We start from the raw sequence: 23,841 nt of genomic DNA, 5'->3' as shown, positions 1-23,841 counted from the left end.
GGAAGCTCGCTGCCGCCATCTGGCGCGCGGACTCCGACTCGTGAAATTCTGGGAAACGGACCTCCCCGGTTTCAAGGAGGGTGCATTACCGGGAAGGTCTGCGCCGGACGCCATGGCGTCCGACAGGGAGACAGGGTTAAAGCTTGCCTTCATCCTCAAAGATGATGGTCCATTCCTCGACCAGCCCGTCCAGTGCCTCCTGCGCGGTGCCGTTGCCGGCCACCACGTAGTTGTGCACTTTTTCCTGCATCGCCAGCAGCAGATCGGCATAGGCGGGCTCGGCCCAGAAATCCTTGACGATGGCCATGGAGTCGAGGAACGTCTGCGCATAGGGCTGGCTGGAGGCGAACCCCGGATCTTCGACCACCGCCTTCAGGGCGGAATAGCCGCCCAGTTCCCACCAGCGGGCCTGAATTTCCGGTTGCGCGAACCATTTGATGTATTCCAGCGCCGCGTCCTGCTTTTGCGAATAGGCGACGACGGAAATCCCCTGCCCGCCCAGTTGTGCAAACTGTCCCGCAGGCCCGGCGGGGTTGGGGAAATAGCCGGACTTGCCGCCACCGACATTCGGGTCGGCCTCGACCCCCGGCCAGATGAAGGCAAAGTTCATCTGCAAGGCAACCTGACCGGATTTATAGGCATCAATATTTTCGCCCATGTACCAGTTGGACGACCCCGGAGGGGTGGCGGCATCATAGAGCGCCTTGTAATATTCAAGACCGGCCACCGCGCCGTCCGAGTTCACGAAACCGTCGATTTCGTAAGGTTTGTCAGGGTTTTCGTATTCGAACCCGTAGTTGTACAGAGCGTTCGTCACGCCCATCGTGATCCCTTCGGAACCGCGTTCGGTATAGATGGCAGCGCCGTAGACCGTGGTGCCGTCGATGTCGCGGCCCTGAAAGAACTCGGCGATATCCTTCAGTTCTTCCAGAGTGGCGGGGACGCCCAGATCGCGGCCGTACTTGTCCTTGAACTCGGCCTGGAGTTCGGGACGTTCGAACCAGTCCTTGCGGTAGGTCCAGCCGACCACATCTCCAAAGGCCGGCAGCGCCCAGTAATTCGGCGTGCCCTTGGGCCACTCGGAATAACCGGTCACCGTGGCGGGAATGAAATCATCCATGGTGATGCCTTCGGCATCGAAGAAATCGTTGAGCTTGACATAATGGCCGGCTTCCGCACCGCCCCCGATCCACTGGCTGTCACCGATCATCAGATCACAGAGCTGGCCGCCCGAATTCAGTTCGTTCAGCATACGGTCGGCAAAGTTTGGCCAGGGCACAAATTCAAAGCTCATGGTGTGGCCACTCTTGGCCTCGAAATCCTTGCTCAGCTCGATCAGGGCGTTGGCCGGATCCCATGCGGCCCAGCACAGGGTCAGGTCCGTCGCATGGGCAGCCGCAAAGGCCTGGGTCGACAGGGTGCCGGCGACAAGCGCCGACAGGGCCGTGGTGGTCAAATGACTTGTTTTCATTGTGGACATCCTCCCGTGGTGTTGCCGCAGCCTCGTCGGTGCGACTCGTCCATGCAACAATCGGTAATGACGCACGTGCCTCAAAGCAAGATATTTTTGATGCACGTGTCTCAAAAATGAGTATACAGAGTGGATGTACTGGCATACGTGACGGTGCATACCTGTGTTCAGCATGGCTCAACGGACTGTAAACTTGGACAAAATCAAAACTGCGGCGACATCTGACGCAATGGCCAGACCGACGACCAAAGATCTTGCCCGCGTTGCCGGAGTCAGCCGCGCGACGGTCGACCGCGTCCTGAATGGCCGCGACGGCGTCAAGAAGAACACCGTCGACAAGGTCAACGCCGCGATCAGGCAACTGGGCTTCGAGCGCAACCTTTCCGCAGCCAATCTTGCCAAGGGGCGGACCTACCGCTTTGTCTTTGTGCTGCCGGAATCGGGTGACCAGTTCCTGGAAGAGATCCTGAGACACATTCGCGAGGCCGGAAACGTCTTCGCCGCGGAAATGGTCTGGGCCAGCGTTCAGCACGTCGACGGGAACGACCCACACGCCATTTCCACCTTCCTGTCGTCACTCAGCCGCCAGGACACCGACGGCGTCGCGATCATGGCGCCGGAATCCCCCCAGGTGCGCGACGCCATCACGCGCTTGCAGGACCGCGGGCTGCGCGCCCTGCCGTTTATTTCGAACCAGGCGCTGTCCGAAAACCATTGCGTCGGCATCGACAACAGATCTGCCGGCCGAACCGCCGCAACCCTGATGGGGCGATTCATCCGGGCACAGAAGGGGCAGATCCTCGTTATCGCGGAAAGCATGCGGTCACGTGACAGCATCGAGCGGCGCTACGGCTTTGATGAAGTGATCAACGCCCGGTTCCCGCATCTGACCCCATTGCCATCCTTGGAAACCTACGGTTCTGCCGCGCGTACCCGGCAGGTTCTGCAGGCCGCTGTTGCCCGCAATCCCGATGTGGTCGGCGCCTATATCCTGTCATCCGAAGCCCGGATTCCGCTTGATGTGCTGGAGGATATGACCTTTTCCGAGCGGCTGGTTTCTGTCGCGCATGAACGGACACCCTGCACTGAAGCGTCGTTGCTCTCGGGCCGTCTCGACGCGGTCATTACCCAGGATCCGGGGCATCTGGTGCGCAGTGCCATCCGCCGGTTGCGCGCCCTGTGCGACAACCGCAATACGCTGAACTCGCAAGAGAAGATCCGGGTGGAAATCCTGCTTCCGACGAACCTGTGAGCCCTTGGGGGCCCGGGCCCCAACCCGGCGCGCCCCAGGCCGGTCCCACCGATGCTCGCGCATTAGAACCGGCGACTGAGGTCGGACAAACAAACCTTTTATTTCATATATTTACGAGAAAGATCGCCCCTATTTCGCAACACGTGAAACTCCCTGCCGACACCGTACGTGGCTGTTGTTGTCAATTGATCATAACTAGGGAGCGACCATGGCCCATCTGGCTCAGAACTACACTTCGTTTGAAATTTTCCTGAACCGCGCGGAATCGACCTACGGCGTCGACTTCATCGCGCTCAACGGTTCGGGCGTCAGCGGCTCCGCAATTCTCGCGATCGGGGCCCCCGAGGACACCGGCGAACAGTATCTGAATGTGTCGATCACCGTTGAAGGCATGGAACCCAACCAGCCGGTGCCACAACACATCCACGGACTGTTTGACGCAAACGGCAACCCGGCAGACTCGGTTACTCCGGACATCAACAGCGACGCCGATCGCGACGGTATCGTCGAGGTGCTTGAAGGTGTCGGGCAATATGGTGACGTACTGTTGCCGCTCTCGGGCGAAGACGGCACACCGATGACCAATGCCGACGGTTCCTTTACCTACATCCGGTCCTTTGACCTGAACGATGCGGCCAACTTCTTCAGCCCGGTCACGATGACCGACTATACCGGCGCCGACATCCTGCCGCTGGCCCTGCGCGAAATCGTGTTACACGGCGTCTCGGTGCCCAACGGCATCGGCGCCGGCACTTCGGGTGAGGTGAACGGCGACCAGGACGGCTTTGTCCCCATCCTGCCTGCGGCGGCCGGCGAGATCGAACAGATCAGCCTGGCAAAGGCCCTGTCGATGCTGAACGACCAGCGCGCCGTGGGTGGCGTTGAGATCATGATGGCGGATGGCGGCGATTCCGCCACAGGGACCGAGGGCGACGACAAGATCGACGGCGGAGCGGGCGATGACGTCATCGTCGGCCTGGGCGGCATGGACACCCTGACCGGCAATGCCGGCAGCGACGATATCGATGGCGGCATCGGTGACGACATGATCTTTGCGGGTATGGATGCCAACATCGTCAACGCATCCGATGCGGGCGCTTCGGGGTCCCTGACCCGGGCCGATTATGACAACGCCTATGCCGGCGGCGCAGGCGACGACATGATCACCGGCGGCGACGGCGACGACATCATCACAGGCGATGACGAAAGCCGTGTGTCGGCCGCAAGCGGCCAAACCTTCAATCCCGGCGCAGACGGTTCCGACACGATCTTTGGTGGTGCCGGAAACGACGAAATCCACACCGGATCATGGGCAGACAGCGACGACGGCTTTGAAAACAGCCACACCGGAATGGCTTCGGACGAGGCACACGGCGGCGACGGCAACGACATCCTGCGCGGTGCGGGCGGCAACGACATTCTGAGCGGCGACGCGGGCGACGACAATGTCGGCGGCGGCGGCGGTGCAGACAGCATCACCGGCGGCGCAGGCAACGATCTGCTGTTCGGCAACGCGGGCGCGGATGTCATCGACGGCGGCAGCGGCAACGACACCCTTCAGGCCGGTGCGGGCGACGGCGACGACATGCTCAACGCCGCCAGCTTCGGCGCCTCGGGTGCCCTGCCCCTGTCCGAGTATGACAACGGCTATGCAGGCGGCGCAGGCAACGACCTGATCGAGGCCGGAGACGGGGATGACATCATCACCGGCGACGACGACAGCCGGGTTTCGGCCGCGGTCGGTACCACGTTCGACGCCAGCGCCGACGGCGCCGACACGATCTATGGCGGTGCGGGCAACGACGAGATCCACACCGGCAGCTGGGCCGACAGCGATGACGGACTGGACAACAGCCATACCGGCGTTCAGGGCGACATGGCGTTTGGCGGCACGGGCAACGACATCCTGCGCGGTGCAGGCGGCAATGACTTTCTTGCCGGCGAAGACGGTGACGACAACATCGGCGGCGGTGGCGGCGATGACAGCATCACCGGCGGATCGGGCGATGACGTTCTGGCCGGCAACGCTGGCAACGACCTGATCTCGTCCGGGGACGGCAACGACACCGCGAACGGCGGTGACGGCGACGACACCATGGGCGGTGGCCTTGGTGACGACAGCCTGCTGGGTGAATCGGGCAACGACGTGATCGGCGCCGGTCTGGGCAATGACACTGCGGACGGCGGCGACGGTGACGACGTTGTCAACGGCGGCGGCGGCAATGACGTTCTGCGCGGCGGTGACGGCGACGACACCATGGGCGGCAGTCAGGGCAGTGACGAGCTTGACGGTGGCGACGGCGACGACCAGATCGGTGGCGGCGCAGGGTTCGACGTCCTGAACGGCGGGGCCGGCAACGACCAGCTGGGCGGTGGCCTGGGGGAAGACATCGTGGACGGTGGCGACGGCGACGACTTTGTTGCCGGTGGCAGCGGCCGCGACCTTCTGAGCGGCGGCACGGGCGACGATAGGCTGAACGGTGGCGCGGGCAACGACGAAATGTCGGGCGGCGACGGCGCCGACGTCTTTGTCTTCAACAGCTTCACCGCCGGCGAAATCGACACCATCTCTGACTTTGACAGCGAAGGCGACCTGCTCCAGATGCGCGGCGTTGACGGTGGCTTTGACGGCCTGTCGATTGCCGACACCTCGCAGGGTGACTTCATGTCAGCCGAAGTCAGCTATCAGGGACACCTGATCGTCCTGCTGGACGTGGATGCCGCAACGCTCGACAGCTCGGACTTCCTGTTCACCTGAGCACGGGCCATCTCAGGCGGCACACCATCCAGTGCCCCTGAATTTTCCCGAATATGGGCAAATTGCAGTTGGGGGCTCCGTTCTGGGGCCCCTTTCGTTTGTGCGCTCCCTACCGGACCAAAGGCTGGACTCCGGCGCAACCATGACCACTCAACCCTGCAATATGACCACAAGCAGGATCGACGCGCCGAACAGCAGACTGGTGGTGGCAAGCAACACACCGAACGTGCGCGCCCCGACATGGCGCAGGTCCTGCACGTTGCTCAGCAGACCGATCCCCGCGATGGCCACGAGAAACAGGGCACGCGACAGATCCGATACCCCGGCGCGGACAGCCTCTGGCACCGGTGCGGCACTGGCCAGCACAAACAAGGCGACAAATGCCAGCACAAACCAGGGCAGCGCGATGCGTCCGCCGTGTCGGCTGCGGCCAAGTGTCAGCGACACCACAAGCAGGACCACCGGCAGCAGGGCGACACGCAGCATCTTGGTCAGGGTCGCGGTTTCGCCCACAGCATCCGAAACGGAAAACCCCGCCCCGATGACCTGCGCCACATCGTGAATGCTGGCGCCGATGACAAACCCGGTCTGCCAGTCCGACAGGCCCAGCGCGTGCAGGATGACCGGATAGAACACCATGGCCAGGGTCGACAGCCCTGTCGCAATCATTATCACCGCCATCGTGTGTGTCCGTGACACCCGGTCCTGCACCAGAGCGGTCAGCGCCAGGGCCGCCGATGCGCCGCAGATCGACACAGCGCCGGCCGCGACCACGGCGGCCTCCGTGCTCCAGCCCGAGCGTCGGCCCAGCCAGATCCCAAAGGCCATCGACCCGGCCAGCAGGCAGACAACACCCAGCACCTCCGTTATGCCCAGCATCCGGAACGTGTCGACCGAAACCGCAAGCCCAAGCAACGCAACGCCGGTTTTCAGCAGGGTCCCGCCAGCAAAATCGAGGCCCGGCCGGATCTGCCCATCTGCCGCGAGAAAGGACAGCGCCATCCCCAGCAGGAGCGCGAACAGCATGGCCGGGGCGTCGTACCGCTGCGCGAGACCTGCGGCGGCCAGGCTGACGGTTGCGGCGACTGCCAGACCCGGCGCCAGGGTGTGAACATGGCCCCGGATCGCCCGGGATCGGCTGGCAAGACCCGCTGCCGTCATTCTTCGAGCCTTTCCAGACTGTGAATTATGATTTCCTTGCGGGAGACATTCAGCACCCCCTCGCTCTGAAGCTTGTCGAGGGATTGCGTGACCCATTGCCGCGTCGCCCCGACCATCGACGCCACCTGTTCATAGGTGATCGAGCGGTCGATGATGATCTGACCGTTTTCATGCCGCCCGTGAGTGTCGGCCAGGATCACCAGCAACTGGCGCAGTCTTTCAGAGACAGAGCGGGTGCCGAGCATTTGCAGCAGGGCCGAGTAACATTTTGCCTTGGCGACCAAGCCCTCGATGATCGAAATGGCCACATCCGGCACTTCGCGCACCAGGGTGCGGATGGCAGCGCCGGACAGGAACAGCAGTTCGGTGTCCTCAAGTGCATCCGCAGACCAGACGTGGCGCCCCCGGCCGAACACTTCGGGGCCGCCGACAAAGTGGCCCGCGCTCCAGTAGGCAAGGGTGATCTCGCGCCCGGACGGGCCGGCGTAAAAGGTCCGGATGCGGCCGGATTCCACGATCCAGATGCCGGTGTGCGGGTCACCCTGAAAGAACAGCCCCTCGCCCTTGGCGACCGTCGTGCGCGACCCGGTCCGGCGCACCCTGACCCGGTCGCCTTCGGTCAGGGAGGCCAGAAATCCGGCGCCTTCGTTGATTTCCAGCAGATATTCGGAAAGGTAAATCGCGCTGTTCGGCTCGTCGTGTAGGTCTGTCATTCTGTCCTGTCCTGAGCGGCAAGATAGGCCGCAATGGCGTCCAGGTCGGCGTCGTCGAGGCTTTCCAACCGGGATCGCATGACATCGCTCGCGGCACCGGCACGGCGCCCGTCGCGTATGTCGCGCATCTGTTTGGCCAGATATGCCGGGTGCTGGGAAGACAGAAACGGCGTATTTCGGGATCCTGCGGCGGCTTCATCGTGACAGGCGTCGCACCCGGCGGAAAGATAGGCACGGGCACCGGCCTGCGAACCGGGCGCAGGGATTGCGCCGGGCGCGGGCTGGGACGCAAACCACGCCGCCACCTCGGCAATCTCCCCAGGTGCCAGTTCGGTGACCACTGCCGCCATCTGGCCACCATCGTTGCTGCGCGCGCCGCTGAGAAAGGCGCGGATCTGCGCCTCGATATAGGCCTGGCGCTGGCCTGCCAGCTTGGGGAACCTGTCGCGGGCCGAGTCGCCGAACAGACCGTGGCACAGGGCGCAGCGTTCATGTGCGGGCACCTCTTCGGCCATGTAATCCGCCGCCGCAGTCGACGTCATCGCGACGGCGAGCGCCACTGCGGTGCTGACATCATGCCAACGCATCCGGACCTCTTGCGATGGGCCGCGCCGGTGCCGCGGGCGCGGTCACTGGGAAAGCTCGCGGCGGTAACTGATCTGCAACCGAGCCAGAAACTCCGCTGTTGCGCCCGGATCGAACGGCGGCTGCAACTTGGCCCTCAACTGACCATCGGGACCGATCACCGAAACAGCCGAGGAATGCTGGACCTCGTAATATCCCGAGGTCTCTGGCGGCAGCAGGCGATAAAAGCTGTCCGTTGCCTCGATCAGCGTATCAATCTGGTCGCGCGCCCCCGTCACGCCGCGAAATTCAGGATGAAAGAACAAGGCGTAGTCCGTCACCGTGCCCGCGTCCCGTGCGGGATCGACCGAGACGAAAACCACCTGTGGCAGATTGTCGGGCCGCACCCGCAGGCCCGTCTCTGCGACCGCCGCTTCCAGGTTGCCCAGGGTGAACGGGCAGACATCCGGGCAGGAGTTGAAGCCGAACATGATAAGGGTCCAGTGCCCGGGAAGATCGGCGTCGCTGAACGTCTGCCCCGCCTGATCGCTGAGGATGAAGGCGGGAATGCGGACGGGCGCGTCCAGAACGACGCCCTGCACCTGTGCCAGCGCAGGCAGGGCGGCGCAGGCACAGATAGCGGCAAGGGTGGCAACTCTCATTTGTTCTGCTCCTCAAAGGCCTTGCGGCTTTCGGCCCGGATGGTGGCAAGGCAATGCTGCCGCGCCGCGATATATTCCGGCAGGGCGGCCAGATCCGTGCTGCGCGGACGCGGTAGATCAATGCGCAGATCCTCGATGATCCGCCCCGGTGCCGCGGACATGATCAGAACGCGGTCGGCCAGAAACACCGCTTCGTCCACGTCATGGGTGACAAAGACCACGGTGGTGCCGAACTTGGACCAGATCTCGAGCAGGCTTTCCTGCATCATCAGCCGGGTCTGGGCATCCAGCGCGCCAAAGGGTTCGTCCATCAGCAGCACCGAAGGATAATTTGCCAGCGCCCGCGCGATCCCGACCCGCTGCTGCATCCCGCCCGACAATTCCGCGGGATAACGACCGCCGAACTTGCGCAGCCCCACCATGCCGAGGAAGGTGTTGGCGATCGAGCCCGCCTCGGTCCGGCTGGCGCCGGCCATCCGCGGACCGAAGGCGACGTTTTCATAGACGGTTTTCCACGGCAGCAAGGAATACTGCTGAAACACCATGCCCCGGTCGGGCCCCGGCTTTTCCACCTTGATGCCATCCACGGTGACACTGCCTGTTGTCGGTTTCACATAGCCTGCGATGGCGTTCAGCAGGGTGGATTTGCCACAGCCCGACGGGCCCAGAATGCAGACGAACTCTCCCGGCAGGATGCGCAGCGACGTGGATTCGACCGCGTGATAGGTCGCCGCGCCCCGGCCGAAACTGATGGCGGCGTCGCTTATCTGGATCGCCCCCTTGCCGGAAGAGTTCCTGGGGGCCCCGGGTCGTTGGTATTTCAGGACATCAAGCATGTGTCGTCTCCGTATTCAGGAACGGGCGGCCGCCTCTTCGCAGCGCCAGGCCAAGGATTGTTGCGATCAGCACGGCAAATCCGACATAGGCAATCACCGGGCCAAGCCGTTCCAGTGCCAGAGATGTCGACACCCCCAGCCCCATCATCGCCAGCCCGACAACCCAGGTCGGGGTGGCACAGCACACGACCCAGCTCATCGTGGCGTTGGTCATGGCGACCAGCACGGCACCGCCGCCCGTCGCAAACGCAACGCCGCGTCGGGCGGTCCGCGAACAGCCGTCACCGCGGGCCAGGCCGGTCGCGAGGCCGCTCAGGACCCCGAGGACAAAGAGAACCACAAGCCGCGAGGGCACGACGCTGAGGCTCCATTCCGAGATGCCATTGCCGTAATCATAGTTCATCCGGCCGATCTCGATCAGCCACTCCTGGGCGATGATCGGCGGGATGTCCGACCAACTGGGAGTCGAGGCTATGATCCGCGCCACATTCCCGGGCCAGTCGTAGAAGGTGACATAGGTCGGCAGCGCGCCAAAGCGGGTGATCAGGGCGACCATCATCAACACCTGTGACATCAGGGCAAAGGCCAGCCCCCAGAACAGCAGGCGACGCCAGTCGCGACCCAAGCTGCGGGTGATCAGGGAAAGCGCCGCGCCCATCAGCGAACCCTCTTCTGCCATTTCAGCAAGGGTTTGGTCAGCAGCTTGATCGCCGCCGTCGATGCGGTACCGAGAAAGCCGATGACCAGCATGCCGACCACGATGTCCTGATAATTGATCAGGCTGTAGGCGTTCCACGTGAAGTAGCCGATGCCGTATTGCCCCGAGATGATCTCGCCTGCGAGCAGCGAGAACCAGCTTACCCCCATGCCGATGGCCAGTCCGGCCGAGATCGACGGCAACGCCGCAGGCAGCACCACATGGCCAAAGATCGCCAGCCGCGATGCCCCCAGCGACTGCGCCGCGCGCACCAGCACTTCGGGCGTCTGTTCCACCCCGTGCAGCGTGTTCAGCACAATCGGGAACAGCGCCCCCAGAAAGGTGATGTAAATGATCGACGCCTCTTCGGTCGGCCACATCAGGATCGCCAGCGGAATCCAGGCAACAGCCGGGATCGGGCGGATCACTTCGATATAGGGCATGACAAAGGCGCGGATGATCCCGGATCGTCCCATGATCAGACCCAGCCCGATGCCCAGCGCGGCGGCAATGGAATAACTGATCAGGATGCGCTGCATCGAGACGCGGATATGGGTATAGAAAACCTCGGTCTGAAGATGTCCGAGAAACGAGGCGAAGACCTTGCCGGGCCCGGGCACGTTCTCGAAGTTCACAAAGAAATTCAGGTTGCTGGCAGAGGCCCAGTGCCAGAACAGCACCCCCGCCGCCAGCGACAGCAGGCCAAGGCCCAGCGATTGCAGCAACTCCGGGCGCAACACCCGGCGCAGCAGACCCGGCACCGCCACGACCGGAGGCGCGGTCGCGGGCGCGGGCTGGTCGTCCTGGCCGGGGCTGCTGGCGTCATCTGAGAGGGTCTGTGCGGCCTGGCTCATGGTCAGTTCCTTTTCGGGCTGGATGGCCGCCCCCGTCACGGGAGCGGCGCGTCTTGCTAAAGCGGGGACCCGGCGGCCCCCGATCGTTCAGCCTTCGGTGGTGAAATCCGCGATCGCGTCTTCAAAGCTGATCACCGCGCCGCCATTCGCAGCGGCATGGCTTTCGGCCTCGCCCTTGCGCAGGAAGGTGGCATAGCCTGCGTCGGTCTTGACCCAGAATGCCGTCTTGCCGAACAGCTTCAGGCCGGTTTCGGAGTCATAGACATAGGACGCATTCAGCTTGGCCCCGGTCGACGTCATTTCGGCCAGCGCGGTCAGAAAGGTGGCCATGTCCGGATAGCTCGAGATGCCGTCGCGGGCGTGCCAGACTTCCATCGGCAGGCCGGCGTTGTTTTCCTTTGGATCGACGGTTATCGCCTTTTCGGCTTCATAATCGACCCCCATGTCGGCAAATGCGGCCCTGGCGTAGTCCTCGGTAATCCAGGCCGTGAAATCCAGCGGCGGAATGGCCTTTTCCTTGGCCAGAACCTCGTGGTCGAACTTCAGCGCCTCGACCCAGGCATCCTTGATCGTCGGATCCAGCGTCAGGTGGCCGCCTTTCGAGAAATAGAGGTACAGCACCTCTTTTTCGACACCGGTCCAGCCTTCCATGTCGGACACGGCCTTGATCGGATCTTCGCGGATCCATTCTCCCGCCTGGTAGACAGCCTTGATAAAGGCCTCGACCACTTCGGGGTATTCCTCGGCAAAGTCCTGACGGACGACGACGCCGTGCAGGTAGGGCACGCCGGTTTCCGAGCCGTCATAAATCTTGCGACCGGTGCCGCGGAATTCCATGATTTCCGACCACGGGCAGAAATCGGAGTGGGCGTCGATCTTGCCCGCCGCAATATTGGCCGCGCCGACCGCCGGGCTCTGGTTCTTCAGCGCATAGTCAGCGCTCGAGATGTTGTTGTCCTGCATCGCCTTCAGCAGCATGCCCCAGGCGGCCGAGCCCACCGGGGTCGAGACTTCCTTGCCCGCCAGCTGGTCGATGGAGTAGATGTCGCTGTCGACCGGAACCACGATCGAGTTGCCCGATCCCTTGAGGTTGTAGCCCGTCCCCGCGACATACAGCGTGCGCAGGCTGTCGGTTTCTTGAAACTTGGCGCCGTTCACGATCAGGGGATAGTCGCCCATCACGCCGAAGTTGAGCTTGTTGGCCATCATCTGGTTGGTGATCGGCCCGCCCGAGCTGTAGTCGGCCCAGCTGACGTCATAGTCGACATCGGCGTACTTGCCGTCACGCGGCAGGTTCTTTTCCAGCAGGCCCAGTTCCTTGACCACGACGCCGGCGGTGTAGGTGTCTGTGCACATCGACTGGTGCCCGATGGCAATGGAGATGGTTTCGGCAGAGACGGTGCTGGCAAGTGTCGCCATGCCTGCGGCCAGAAAGCTGCTGCGGAGGGTCGGAAATGTCATGGGTCGCTCCTGTTGGATTGGGTTGGTGTCTGGTTCTGACATCAGTATCCGGGGCGTTTGACGTTCCTCATAGGGATGCCCGCTGAAAGTGACCGGGCGATTCAAGGTATGCTGAAAATTTGATCCCAATCTCATGCGGTCTGAGCGCTAAACTGGCAACTCCGCCTCAAAATGACCCTAGGGAAGCCCCGAATCGCCTGTATTTTTATTTATATATTTCAATATGTTAACCGAAGACCAGCGGACACGAGAGGCCCCCCGAACCCTGCGGTTCGAGGAGCCTGAATTTGATATTTTATTAATCGGTCAGGCGGCGGCTTTGTCGATCCGCCCCAGTGCCCAGCGCACGTTCTTGCGCACGTCGGGGTCTGTATCGTCCTCGAACGGCAGCAGGAAGACGCGGGTTTCCGGCACGGCCAGTTCCCCCAGGACCGCCGCGCATTCCTTGCGCAGGTTGGGCAGGTTCAGCTCCATCATGGCCCCGATCTGCATCGCGGCCTCGCTGGCTCCCAGCTTGCCAAGCGACCGCACCGCCTTGAGCCGGACCTGCCAGAAATCGTCCGACAACGCCGAGCGCAGAGCCGGCACACAGGACACGCTGCCGGATTTCGCCAGCGTCTCGGCCGCGGCCTCGCGCACCAGCCATTCAGGGTCGTTCAACGCGCCGACCAGTGCCTTCTGGGCGGTGTCCGACCGGGAAAAGCCCAGCGCCGCAAGCGCGGCCCGGCGGACGGCCGGATCGCCGTCGCCCGCCGCTTCGCGCAGGGCGGGCAGCGATGCGTCGTCCTGCAACCAGCCGACGACGCCGACGGCCTGGACGCGGACGGCAGCGGAGTCATGCGCAAAGGCAGCGATTGCCGGCGCCATAGCTTCGGTGCGGCGCAGTTCCTTGATGCCGGCAAAGCAGGACAACAGTTTGAATTCGTTCGCGTCTCCCAGATGGGGCAAGATCGTATCCCCTGCCCGCGGGTCCTTCAGCTCGGTCAGGCTCAGGGCCGCGGCCTCACGCACGGCAGGATCCGCATCCGACAGGGCGATGACCAGGGCGGCGGCGGTCTGCGGCCCGTCAAACGACGTCAGGGCCAGGGCCGCCTGCTTGCGCACTCCCGCATCCGGATCGCTGATCGCCAGGGTGAGATAGGGAATGGCCGCCGGATCGGCGCTGTCGGCCAGTTCGATCACCGCCATGATCCGTCCACCGGGTGCGGGATCGTCCAGCCCCTCGGCCAGGTCCGCGATATCGTCGAATTCTTCGAACAAAGCTGTCATCTGGCCCTCACTTCAGCAGATAGGGAAGGTTGACGGTGACGGCGCCGGTCGGGCAGTCCGCCTCGCAGGGCATGCAGTACCAGCATTCGTCGTACTTCATGTAGGCGGTCTTGGTGCCGTCGTCGGTCACGGCAATGCGCAGCACGTCCAGCGGGCAAACATCGACGCAGACGGTGCACCCCTTGTCGGCGATGCACAGATCCTTGTTGACGGTAACGGGGACCATGGTGGCGGTTTGGGCAAGAGGCATGAAATCTCTCCTTATTCTGCGGCAACCGAGGGATCGACGCGCTGGTTGTAATAGGCGTCCTTCTCCTCGTCAGCGATGTCGACGACATAGGGCTGCACGGCCTTCTTGGCGTGCGCGGGCTGGCCATTTTCCCCTTTGGTCAGAATGGTGTGGCAGAACCAGTTTTCGTCGTCGCGATCGTATTCGACCCGGTTGTGGTACAGTCCCCACCGGCTTTCCGTCCGATAGAGCGAGGCGGCGGCGGCCATGTCGGCGCAGTCGAGAATGGTCGAGGCCTCAAGCGCGCGCATGAGTTCGTGCGCATCGCGGACATACATCCCCTGCTCCATGTCCTCGCGCACTTCGGCAAAGCGTTTCTGCGCCAACTGCATCTTGGCCGTGACCTTGGGAGGCTGCAGATAGTCGTTCACCAGACGGCGGGTCTTGTATTCGATCTGGTTCGGCGGAATGCCATCGTCGCGTTTGGTGGGGGCCAGCACGCGGGTACGCTCGGCCTCGACCTCGGCGTGGTCGAAGGCGGCGAAATCCATGTCTTTGATGTAATCGGCGGCATCCTCGCCGGCAAAGGCGCCGTGGGTAAAGGCGCCCAGCATGTAGTTGTGCGGCACGTTGGCCATGTCGCCGGCGGCGTAGAGGCCGGCAATCGTCGTGCGGGCGTTTTCATCGACAAAGACGCCGCTGGCCGAGTGCCCCGAGCAGAATCCGATTTCCGAGATGTGCATCTCGATCATCTGCTTGCGGTAATCGGTGCCGCGCCCGGCGTGGAAATGGCCGCGCGTCGGCCGTTCGACGATGTGCAGCACCCGCTCGATTTCGGCCACGGTTTCTTCGGCCAGGTGGTTGAGCTTGAGAAACACCGGCCCCTTGCCGCCCTGCAGTTCGTCATGGAACTCCTGCATCATCTGGCCGGACCAGTAGTCGCATTCGATGAACCGCTCACCCGCCGCATTGGCAGTGTAGCCGCCCAGCGGACCGGCCACATAGGCACAGGCGGGGCCGTTGTAATCCTTGATCAGCGGGTTGATCTGGTAACATTCGAGGTTCGCGAGGCCCGCGCCTGCGTGGTAGGCCATCGCATAGCCCTCGCCCGAATTGCTGGCGTTCTCGTAGGTGCCGTAAAGATAGCCGCTGGTCGGCAGGCCCAGTCGACCGGCCGCCCCCAGCCCCATGATGACGGCCTTGGCGCGCACCACCAGAAACTCCGCCGTGCGGGTGTTGACGCAGATGGCCCCGGCGATGCGACCCTCGCCGCTCAACAGCCGGGTGGCCATGTATCGGTTGACGATGTTGATGCGTGCCTTGCGCAGCTGACGGTACAGCGCCTTCTTGACCGTGTCGCCATTGGGCATCGGCAGGACATAGGTGCCGATGTGGTGCACCTTCTTGACGTCGTATTCGCCGTTCTGATCCTTCTGGAACCGAATGCCAAAGCTGTCGAGCTCCTGGATGATGCCGTAACACTCCTCGGCATAGCGATAGACGGCGGCCTGATCGCAGATGCCGTCGTTGGCGATGGTGATTTCCTTGGTGTACTGCTCGGGTGTGGCATAGCCCGGAATGACCGAATTGTTCAGCCCGTCCATGCCCATCGAAATTGCGCCCGAGCGTTTCACATTGGCCTTGTCCAGCAGGACGACGTTGGCCCCGGGGTTCTTTTTCTTGGCCTTGAGCGCGGCCATCGGTCCGGCGGTGCCGCCCCCGATCACGAGAATGTCGCAGTCGATCTGCGTCAGTCCGTCCAGTATCTCGTCCATTTTCGGCTTCCTTCAGCTTGCTGAGGCCAGCCTGCGCCGCAGCGCAGCACGGCCTCTGTCAATTAGTTGTCAAAGCGGTCCACGAGTTCGCGCAGATACTCGAATGGGTAGATCGCGCGTTCGTGGCCGTCGGAAAAATGGACGTTCACACCCCCGTGGCCGACCTGAACCAGCGCGGTGATCGCGATGTCGGGGGTCACCCGGACCGCACCGAAGTCCAGACGTTCGCGGATGGACCAGGCATCCCGTGCCTCGCGGCGCAGCATCTGCGCCGAGAGGGTGGATTCGCCGCCCTGTTCCCAGGTGATGGTCAGGGCGCGGCAATCCGGGGTGGCGGCCAGTGTTTCGATCATTTCGGGGCCTTTCTGTGATCCTGCAGGTGATTGCACCCACCTTGCCGCAGCGCAGAATCGGCCAATAGCAATTTATTGACGGACGGCTCTGCCGCAGCGCAGCACAGTGGGTGGCGAACAGAAAGGATCCAACCAAATGACCTATGTCGTGACCGACAACTGCATTGGCTGCAAATACACCGACTGTGTGTCGGTCTGTCCGGTGGACTGCTTTTACGAGGGCGAGAACATGCTGGTGATCGACCCGGATGAATGCATCGACTGCGGCGTCTGTGAACCGGAATGCCCGGCGGACGCCATCCGCGCCGATACTGAGGACGGCATGGAAAAATGGGTCGCCTTCAATGCCAGATACGCAGCTCTCTGGCCGGTGATCACCGAAGCAAAGGATCCGTTGCCCGCAGCGGATGAAATGGACGGACTCGCTGACAAGCTGGCCACACATTTTTCCGACAAACCCGCCGCCGAAGCCGCCTGACAGGAACCAGCAAATGAATGTTCAGACCACCCCCGCCGCCAGGACACTGCCCGACGCGCAAACTGTCACCTCGGTTCATCACTGGAGTGATACCCTGTTTTCCTTTCGCGTGACCCGGCCCAGGTCTCTGCGCTTCCGCTCGGGCGAATTCGTGATGATCGGCCTGCTCAAGGACGACGGCAAACCGCTGCTGCGCGCCTATTCCATCGCGTCGCCGTCCTGGGACGACGAGCTCGAGTTCTATTCGATCAAGGTGCCAGAGGGGCCGCTGACGTCTCGGCTGCAACGGATCGCGCCGGGTGACGAGGTCATGTTGCGCCCCAAACCCGTGGGCACGCTGGTGCATGACGCCCTGCTCCCCGGCCGCCGGTTGTGGCTGGTGTGCACGGGCACCGGGGTTGCCCCTTTTGCCTCCCTGCTGCGCGACCCCGAGACCTGGGAACGCTACGACGAGGTCATCCTGGCGCACACCTGCCGCAGCAATGCCGAACTGGCCTATGGTGCCGCGATTGTGGCCGCCCTGCCCGAAGACCCGTTGATTGGCGAGATGGTCTCGGGAAAGCTGCACTATTACCCCACGACCACCCGTGAACCCTCGCAATACGAGGGCAGGATCAGCGACCACATCCGCTCGGGTCAGGTCTTTCGATCGCTTGGCCTGCCGGAATGGACACCCGAGGATGACCGGGTGATGGTCTGTGGCAACCTCGCCCTCAACAAGGACATCATGCAGCTTTGCGAGACCGCGGGACTACAGGAAGGCGCAAATTCCGCACCAGCCCAGTTTGTGGTCGAAAAGGCCTTTCTGGACTGACACTCTGTTGACCAGGGCCGACTTGCAGAGCCCCCCGTTCAGGCCTGTCTCCCGAGTCAACTTTGACGGGAACGGCCCCGAAGCGGGGGGCTCGGGTCGGTCTTATTCTAGTGTTCTCGCTCCCCTCGCAGGCACCACGGACCCCATCGCAGACCTGTCACGTGTGCAAATATTCGCTCTGCGACCGCAGGTTGCAAGCGTCGGCGCGATCCGGCTATTTGCCCGAATCAATTCAACGAATCCTTGTTCCACTAACTTTTTCGTGACAGCGTAAGTGGCATAACGTCCCAGGATGTTGCAAAAAAGCTTCTATTTGACGTCCCTTTCGCGCCACTGCGTGGCGTAAATTTCACAGATTTGTGCTTTGATACCGGGAGCGAACCCGGACTGCGCATTCTTCCAGGAGGATCCCCCGCCATGTCCCTGTTCCGTCACAACACACCCGACCCCGAAAACATCATCGGTAACGCTTCGGACGAATTGCTGGAAGGCGGCGGCGGCAACGACACGATTTTCGGACAGGGCGGCAATGACACCCTGCTGGGCGGCGCCGACGACGACTCGATGGATGGTGGTATCGGCGACGACAGCCTTGATGGCGGCACCGGCAATGACACGCTGCTGGGCGCATCGGGGAATGACACCCTGCTGGGTGGCGAGGGCGACGACAGTCTGGACGGCGGCACCGAAAATGACCTGTTGGAAGGCAACGACGGCGACGACACCCTGCTGGGCGGAACCGGAAACGACACGCTGGAAGGCGGCGACGGCAACGACACCCTGGATGGCCAGGGCGGTGACGACAGCCTGTTCGGTGGCGACGGCAATGACTCGCTGCTGGGCGGCGATGACAGCGACACCCTGACTGGCGGGCGAGGCAACGACACGCTGGATGGCGGCGCAGGCAACGACGAACTGTTTGATTCATTCGGGATCAACACCATCGCCGGTGGTCCTGGCGACGACCTGATTTCGCTGAGCGGATCCACAGCCAATACCGTCGACGGTGGCGAAGGCAACGACGAGATCTTTGGCAGTGAAGGCGACGACAGCATCGCCGGCAGTCTCGGCAACGACTCGATCTTCGGGATCGGCGGCAATGACACCATCGACGGCGGGCTCGACAACGACACGCTGGACGGGGGCGGCGGAGACGATTCCATCCTGGGCGGTGACGGGCTTGATTCCATTTTCGGCGGAAATGACGATGACACCATCGACGCCGGTTTTGGTGATGACACTGTCGACGGCGGCGAAGGCGACGACCTGATCGACGGCGGCTTTGGCGCGGACAGCCTGATCGGTGGCAACGATGACGACACCATCTCCGGCGGCGAGGGCAACGACACCCTGATCGACAACGACGGCAATGACGTGATGAGCGGCGGCAACGGCGCCGACACGCTCAATTCCGGCGTGGGCAATGACACCCTGTCGGGCGACGCGGGCAATGACTCGCTGATTGCGGGCGATGGCGACGATGTGGCCTCGGGCGGCGCCGACAACGACACCCTGCGCGGCAATGATGGCTTTGACTCGCTCGACGGCGGCACCGGCGACGATTCCATCGATGGCGGAGCGGACAACGACACCCTGACCGGCGGTCTGGGGGACGATACCCTGAACGGCGGCACCGGTGACGAAGACGTTGCCGTCTTCAACGACACGCTGGCCAACAGCACCGTTGCGCTGAAGACCGGCAGCACGTCGACCGTGATCGTGACCTCGGCGGACGGCGTTGACGAACTGGACGATGTCGAACTGCTGCAGTTTACTGACCAGACGGTCACCGTGTCATCGCTCCTGGGCGAGACGTTTACCGGCGACGAGGACGCCAACACCCTGACCGGCACGATCTATGATGATCTGCTTCAGGGTCTGGGCGGCAACGATTCCATCCGCGGCAACCGCGGCAACGATACGCTCGAGGGCGGCACCGGCGATGACACCCTGCGCGGCGAGCGTGGCGATGACAGCATCGATGGCGGTGCGGGCGCGGATTCCATCGACGGCGGTGACGACAACGACAGCGTCAACGCAGGCACCGGGGACGACTCGGTCGTCGGCGGGTCGGGGAACGACACGCTGAATGGCGACAATGGCGATGACACCATCGACGGCGGAGCCGGCGACGATTCCATCGACGGCGGCGACCGCGACGACAGCCTGCTTGGCGGCAACGGCGAGGACACGATCGCGGCCGGATCGGGCCGTGACACCATCGACGGCGGCCGCGGACTCGACACCGCGGTCTTTTCGGGCAACCGCAACGATTATTTTGTCGATATCGTCGACTTCCAGACCCGCGCGCTGACCCACATCGAAAGCGGTGACGTCAACACGATCATCGGCGTCGAGCGGTTCCAGTTCGATGACATGACCACCGATCCGGCACTGAACGAGATGGGACGCGGTCTGGCCCTGCGCACCGGTCTGGGTGGGCCGTCCGGCTTTGGCGAATTCGCCCTGGCGCGGATCGACGACGGGTCGCAGTCGGTCGACATCACCTCTGTCTTCGAAAACGGGATCGACCTGAACGGCACCAACTACACGTCGTTCTTCATCAACAGCAACGGCAATGTCACCTTCAACTCAGCCTCTGGCGCCTTCTCTCCGACCGCAATCAACGGCGCGACCGGCAACCCGATCATTGCGCCCTACTTTGGCGACGTCGACACGGACAGCGGCCCCGGGGCGACCACGCCGGGCGGCAACTCGACCGGAACCAACCTGGTTCACTGGGATCTGAACACCGAAACCGACGAGATCATCGTCACCTGGGATGATGTCGGCTTTTTCAACAACCGCACGGACATTCCAAACGCCTTCCAGCTTGTCCTGACAGATGCGGGCAACGGTGATTTCAACATCGAATTCCGCTACGAAGACATCAACTGGACCACCGGCGACGCTTCGGGCGGCAGCAACGGGCTTGGTGGCACCGTGGCCCGCGCGGGCTGGTCCACCGGCACCGGCGGCAGCTTCTTTGAACTGACCCAGTCCGGCAACCAGGAGGAAATGCTGGCGCTGGACGCCACCCTTGGCAACACCGGTGTGCCTGGGCTGTGGGAATTCTTCGTGCGCAACGGCGATTTCCTGACGTCGCAGGTGCCAGATGTTCCCACGCTCGGGTTCAATGGCTGGGTGGCCGGAGACCCGCACATCTCGACGCTTGACGGGCTGGGGTATGACTTCCAGGCGGTCGGCGAATTCGTGCTCTCGCGCACTCTGGACGAACCGGCCTCGTTTGAAATTCAGGCGCGCTTTGTCCCGGTAACCGGAATTGAAAACGTCAGCGTGACCGAAGCGGTTGCAACCCGTCTTGGCACCACCACGGTGATGATCGACGGCTCGGCCACAGGCACGCCGCTGTTCATCAACGGTACGGCGGTGGCACTGACCGACTTTACGTCGGTCGATATCGGCAATGACCGGGTTTACCGTGAAGGCGACACCTATACGGTGGTCTATGCCGGTGATAACGGCACGATCGAGGACGGCGACAGCCAACTGATCATGACCGTGATCGACGGGCGGGTGGATGCCGACATCCGGCTGGCGGACGAACTCGGCGGCGCCGTCGAGGGTCTGCTCGGTAATGGCGACGGGCTCGCCAGCAACGACATCGCGCTCGCAGACGGCACACCGCTGGCCCGCCCGCTTGTCTTTGAAGACCTGTACGGCCAGTTTCGCGACGACTGGCGCGTCAGCACCACCGCCCAAAGCCTGTTCACCTACGAGGCGGGCGAAAGCCCCGACAGCTTCTACAACGCGGCCGTGCCGGATGATATCGCCACCCTCGCCGATCTGACGCCGCTGCAACTGGCCAATGCCATCGAGGCGGTTACAAATGCCGGTGTCCTGCCGGGGACGGTGAATTTCAACAATGCCGTGCTCGACTTTGCCCTGACCGGCAACACATCCTTCATTGACAGCGCCGCCGGTGTGCTGGTGCCGACGGTCGACGATGCCGTCGCAACCGTCAGCCCCGACCCGGTCATTGTCGAAGGCACCCCAACACAGGGCGAAGAGCTGACCGCCAACACCTCCGGGCTCAGCGATCCCGACGGGCTGGGCACCCTGTCCTTCCAATGGCTGCGTGGCACCGAGACGATTTCCGGCGCGACCAGCAATACCTATACGCTGGGTCAGGAGGACGTCGGCGCGCTGATCTCTGTCCGGGTGAGCTATGTCGACGGCGCCAGCAACCTGGAAACCGTCACCAGCGACCCGACGCCGGAAGTGAGCAATGTCAACGACGCGCCCCAGGGGGACGTGACCATTGACGGCACTGCCGCCGTCAACAGCACATTGACGGCCGACACCGACACCCTGAGCGACGCCGACGGCCTCGGCACCCTGGCCTTCCAGTGGCTGCGCGGTTCGACCGAAATCACGGGCGCCACAGATCAGACCTATGTCCTGACTCCGAGTGACGTCGGATCCAACATCTCGGTCCGGGTCAGCTACACCGACGGTTTCGGCACCGCCGAGACCGTGTCGAGCGCGGCAACCTCGTCGGTGGTCGAACCGAACAATCCGCCCACTGGCGGTGTCACCATCACCGGCGCATCCGTGCAGGGCCAGACCCTGACTGCGGAAACCTCTACGCTGGCGGATGCGGACGGGCTGGGCACGCTGTCGTTCCAGTGGCTGCGCGGCACATCCGAAATAACCGGCGCAACGGCGCAGACCTATCTACTCGGTCAGGATGATGTCGGCCAGGCGGTCTCGGTCAGGGTCAGCTATACCGATGGCCGCGGCGCCGAGGAAACCGTGACCGGAGCGCCCAACGCGGCGGCGGTGGTGAACGTCAACGATGCCCCCACCGGGGCCCCCACCGTCACCGGCACCGCAACCGAGGGCCAGACCCTGTCGGCGGGCACGTCAGGCATCGCCGATCTCGACGGACTTGGCACCATTTCACTGCAATGGCTGCGGGCGGGCACCGCGATTTCCGGCGCCACCGGCACCACCTATGCGCTGGGTCAGGCTGACGTCGGCGCAGCCATCTCTGTCCGGGCCAGCTACACCGACGGCTTTGGCACAGCCGAAGTCGTGACCAGCGCGGCAACCTCGGCGGTGAGCAACGTCAATGACGCCCCCACCGGCGCTGTCACCATCAGCGGCACGCCGACGGTCGGCCTGACCCTGACCGCCAATGCGGCGGCGGTGCAGGACGAAGACGGACTGGGCACCTTCAGCTTCCAGTGGCTGCGGGCCGGTTCCCCGATTTCCGGGGCCAACGGCAACACCTATGTGCCGGTGGCGGCGGATGCCGGGTCGGCGTTGTCGGTCCGGGTCAGCTATACCGACGGTCAGGGCACCAACGAGTTCGTCACCTCGGTCGCGACGGCGGCAGTCATCGCCGCCAACAACAACCAGACCCTGCGCGGCACGTCGGGCAATGACACGCTCAACGGTGGCGACGGCGACGATACCATCATCGGCGAAGACGGCGATGATGTGCTGAACGGCGGCGATGGCGACGATGTAGTCTCAGGTGGCGCAGGCAACGACACGGTCAACGGCGGCAACGGCAATGACACGGTCTCGGCTGCGGACGGCGACGACGTGGTCAACGGCAATGCCGGACGCGACAACATGGGCGGCGGTCTTGGCGACGACACCATGGACGGCGGCGACGGCAACGACACCATGGGCGGCGGTCAGGGCAACGACAGCATGACCGGCGGCAATGGCGACGACATCGTCAACGGCGGTGGCGGTAACGACTCGACCCAGGGCGCGCAGGGCAATGACACCATGGGTGCCTCGTTCGGCAACGACACCGTCGACGGCGGCATCGGTGACGACAGCCTCGGCGGTGGCACCGGACGTGACAGCCTGACCGGCGGCGATGGCAACGACGCCATCGGTGGCGGTGAAGGTGACGACACGGTTGATGGTGGAAACGGCGATGACTTCCTCGCCGGGGGCGGCCGCAACGACCTCATCTTTGGCGGGGCAGGTGCAGACCGGATCAACGGTGGCGCCGGCAACGACACCATGACCGGTGGCGAGGGCGCGGATCTGTTCATCTTCAACGACATGAACGAAGACTTCAATATCGGTGAAGTGGACCGCATTCTCGACTTTGAGAACGGCATCGACAAGCTGCGCCTCGGCGACGTCGACGGTGCGGGCCGCTCGGGCAAGTTCGCGTCGCTTGAAATTGCGAACGGTACTTTCGACGGACAGGCAGGTGTCTCGGTCACCTACAATGAACATGTGATCGAAATCATCGGTCTGAACGCCAACCAGCTTGGCATCGAGGACTTCACGTTCATCTAGGTCCGGCGCCCGGGGCGGGCTTTTGGCCCGCCTTGAACAGACTTTACCCTGCGTGTCCCGCTTGATGCGCGGGGTTTTCCGTGCCCGCCTCCAAACCCCGCTCTCGCGAGCTGCGAAAATTGAAAATTGTGATCTTCCAAGCCGTTACACAGGCTTTACACAAATGGATCATAGGGCCTTACTGTTGGTACCATCTGGGA

At 63.2% G+C, this 23,841-nt stretch carries 18 protein-coding genes; 5 read left to right on the top strand and 13 right to left on the bottom strand.

Translation table 11 applies throughout. The annotated features are described in order from the left end of the window. Window positions 1–136 precede the first annotated feature (136 nt). On the bottom strand, window positions 137–1,471 hold the full coding sequence (locus FOY53_RS02370; RefSeq protein ID WP_146585283.1) for an ABC transporter substrate-binding protein: 1,335 nt from the start codon (window positions 1,469–1,471) through the stop codon (window positions 137–139). A 229-nt stretch (window positions 1,472–1,700) separates the two neighbouring features. On the opposite strand from FOY53_RS02370, the gene FOY53_RS02365 reads away from it, so the two are divergent. Then, on the top strand, window positions 1,701–2,723 hold the full coding sequence (locus FOY53_RS02365) for a LacI family DNA-binding transcriptional regulator (RefSeq protein WP_246107247.1): 1,023 nt from the start codon (window positions 1,701–1,703) through the stop codon (window positions 2,721–2,723). A gap of 208 nt (window positions 2,724–2,931) precedes the next feature. Beyond that, window positions 2,932–5,481 carry a calcium-binding protein gene (locus FOY53_RS02360; protein ID WP_146585279.1) on the top strand — a complete coding sequence of 850 codons (2,550 nt, stop codon included), beginning with the start codon at window positions 2,932–2,934 and terminating at the stop codon, window positions 5,479–5,481. Between the two features lie 150 nt (window positions 5,482–5,631). Here FOY53_RS02360 and FOY53_RS02355 read toward each other — a convergent pair whose 3' ends face one another. From FOY53_RS02355 to FOY53_RS02300, 12 genes are all read right to left on the bottom strand, one after another. Beyond that, window positions 5,632–6,642 carry a YeiH family protein gene (locus FOY53_RS02355; RefSeq protein ID WP_186766484.1) on the bottom strand — a complete coding sequence of 337 codons (1,011 nt, stop codon included), beginning with the start codon at window positions 6,640–6,642 and terminating at the stop codon, window positions 5,632–5,634. After that, the gene (locus tag FOY53_RS02350; protein WP_146585275.1) at window positions 6,639–7,355 is read right to left on the bottom strand and encodes a Crp/Fnr family transcriptional regulator; all 717 of its coding nucleotides are present in this window, start codon (window positions 7,353–7,355) and stop codon (window positions 6,639–6,641) included. The genes FOY53_RS02355 and FOY53_RS02350 overlap by 4 nt, the downstream gene beginning before the upstream one ends. Beyond that, entirely contained in the window at window positions 7,352–7,942 is a 591-nt protein-coding gene (locus FOY53_RS02345; RefSeq protein ID WP_146585273.1) for a c-type cytochrome, read from the bottom strand. The genes FOY53_RS02350 and FOY53_RS02345 overlap by 4 nt, the downstream gene beginning before the upstream one ends. Window positions 7,943–7,984: 42 nt before the next feature. Continuing rightward, a complete protein-coding gene (locus FOY53_RS02340) occupies window positions 7,985–8,581 on the bottom strand; it encodes an SCO family protein (protein ID WP_146585271.1) in 597 nt (198 codons plus the stop codon). After that, complete coding sequence (locus FOY53_RS02335) at window positions 8,578–9,417, bottom strand: ABC transporter ATP-binding protein (protein WP_146585269.1); 840 nt, start codon at window positions 9,415–9,417, stop codon at window positions 8,578–8,580. The genes FOY53_RS02340 and FOY53_RS02335 overlap by 4 nt, the downstream gene beginning before the upstream one ends. Beyond that, window positions 9,410–10,096, bottom strand: a complete 687-nt coding sequence (locus tag FOY53_RS02330) for a hypothetical protein (protein WP_146585267.1) — start codon at window positions 10,094–10,096, stop codon at window positions 9,410–9,412. Before FOY53_RS02330 ends, FOY53_RS02335 begins: the two co-directional genes overlap by 8 nt. After that, window positions 10,075–10,968 (bottom strand): ABC transporter permease, encoded by an 894-nt coding sequence (locus tag FOY53_RS02325; protein WP_146585265.1) that lies wholly within the window; start codon window positions 10,966–10,968, stop codon window positions 10,075–10,077. Before FOY53_RS02325 ends, FOY53_RS02330 begins: the two co-directional genes overlap by 22 nt. An 87-nt stretch (window positions 10,969–11,055) precedes the next feature. After that, on the bottom strand, window positions 11,056–12,429 hold the full coding sequence (locus FOY53_RS02320; RefSeq protein WP_186766482.1) for an ABC transporter substrate-binding protein: 1,374 nt from the start codon (window positions 12,427–12,429) through the stop codon (window positions 11,056–11,058). 306 nt (window positions 12,430–12,735) lie between these two features. Beyond that, on the bottom strand, window positions 12,736–13,698 hold the full coding sequence (locus tag FOY53_RS02315) for a HEAT repeat domain-containing protein (RefSeq protein WP_146585263.1): 963 nt from the start codon (window positions 13,696–13,698) through the stop codon (window positions 12,736–12,738). A gap of 7 nt (window positions 13,699–13,705) precedes the next feature. Next, entirely contained in the window at window positions 13,706–13,948 is a 243-nt protein-coding gene (locus tag FOY53_RS02310; RefSeq protein WP_146585261.1) for a 4Fe-4S dicluster domain-containing protein, read from the bottom strand. A gap of 11 nt (window positions 13,949–13,959) precedes the next feature. Continuing rightward, complete coding sequence (locus tag FOY53_RS02305) at window positions 13,960–15,702, bottom strand: fumarate reductase/succinate dehydrogenase flavoprotein subunit (RefSeq protein ID WP_146585259.1); 1,743 nt, start codon at window positions 15,700–15,702, stop codon at window positions 13,960–13,962. A 62-nt stretch (window positions 15,703–15,764) separates the two neighbouring features. Beyond that, window positions 15,765–16,055, bottom strand: coding sequence for a DUF971 domain-containing protein (locus FOY53_RS02300; protein ID WP_146585257.1), 291 nt, complete (start codon window positions 16,053–16,055; stop codon window positions 15,765–15,767). A 136-nt stretch (window positions 16,056–16,191) separates the two neighbouring features. Between FOY53_RS02300 and fdxA the strand changes: the two genes are divergently transcribed. The 3 genes from fdxA to FOY53_RS23380 all read left to right on the top strand — a co-directional run bounded on the left by fdxA (window position 16,192) and on the right by FOY53_RS23380 (window position 23,641). Then, window positions 16,192–16,533, top strand: a complete 342-nt coding sequence (gene fdxA, locus FOY53_RS02295) for a ferredoxin FdxA (protein WP_146585255.1) — start codon at window positions 16,192–16,194, stop codon at window positions 16,531–16,533. Between the two features lie 13 nt (window positions 16,534–16,546). Further along, window positions 16,547–17,347, top strand: a complete 801-nt coding sequence (locus FOY53_RS02290) for a ferredoxin--NADP reductase (protein ID WP_146585253.1) — start codon at window positions 16,547–16,549, stop codon at window positions 17,345–17,347. 417 nt (window positions 17,348–17,764) lie between these two features. After that, on the top strand, window positions 17,765–23,641 hold the full coding sequence (locus tag FOY53_RS23380; protein WP_146585251.1) for a nidogen-like domain-containing protein: 5,877 nt from the start codon (window positions 17,765–17,767) through the stop codon (window positions 23,639–23,641). Window positions 23,642–23,841: the final 200 nt, after the last annotated feature.

The sequence above is a fragment of the Puniceibacterium confluentis genome (assembly GCF_007923445.1).
In the GTDB taxonomy this organism is placed as follows: domain Bacteria; phylum Pseudomonadota; class Alphaproteobacteria; order Rhodobacterales; family Rhodobacteraceae; genus Puniceibacterium; species Puniceibacterium confluentis.
Note: the sequence above shows the minus strand (reverse complement) of the source record. Positions and strands in the feature narration are given on the sequence as shown.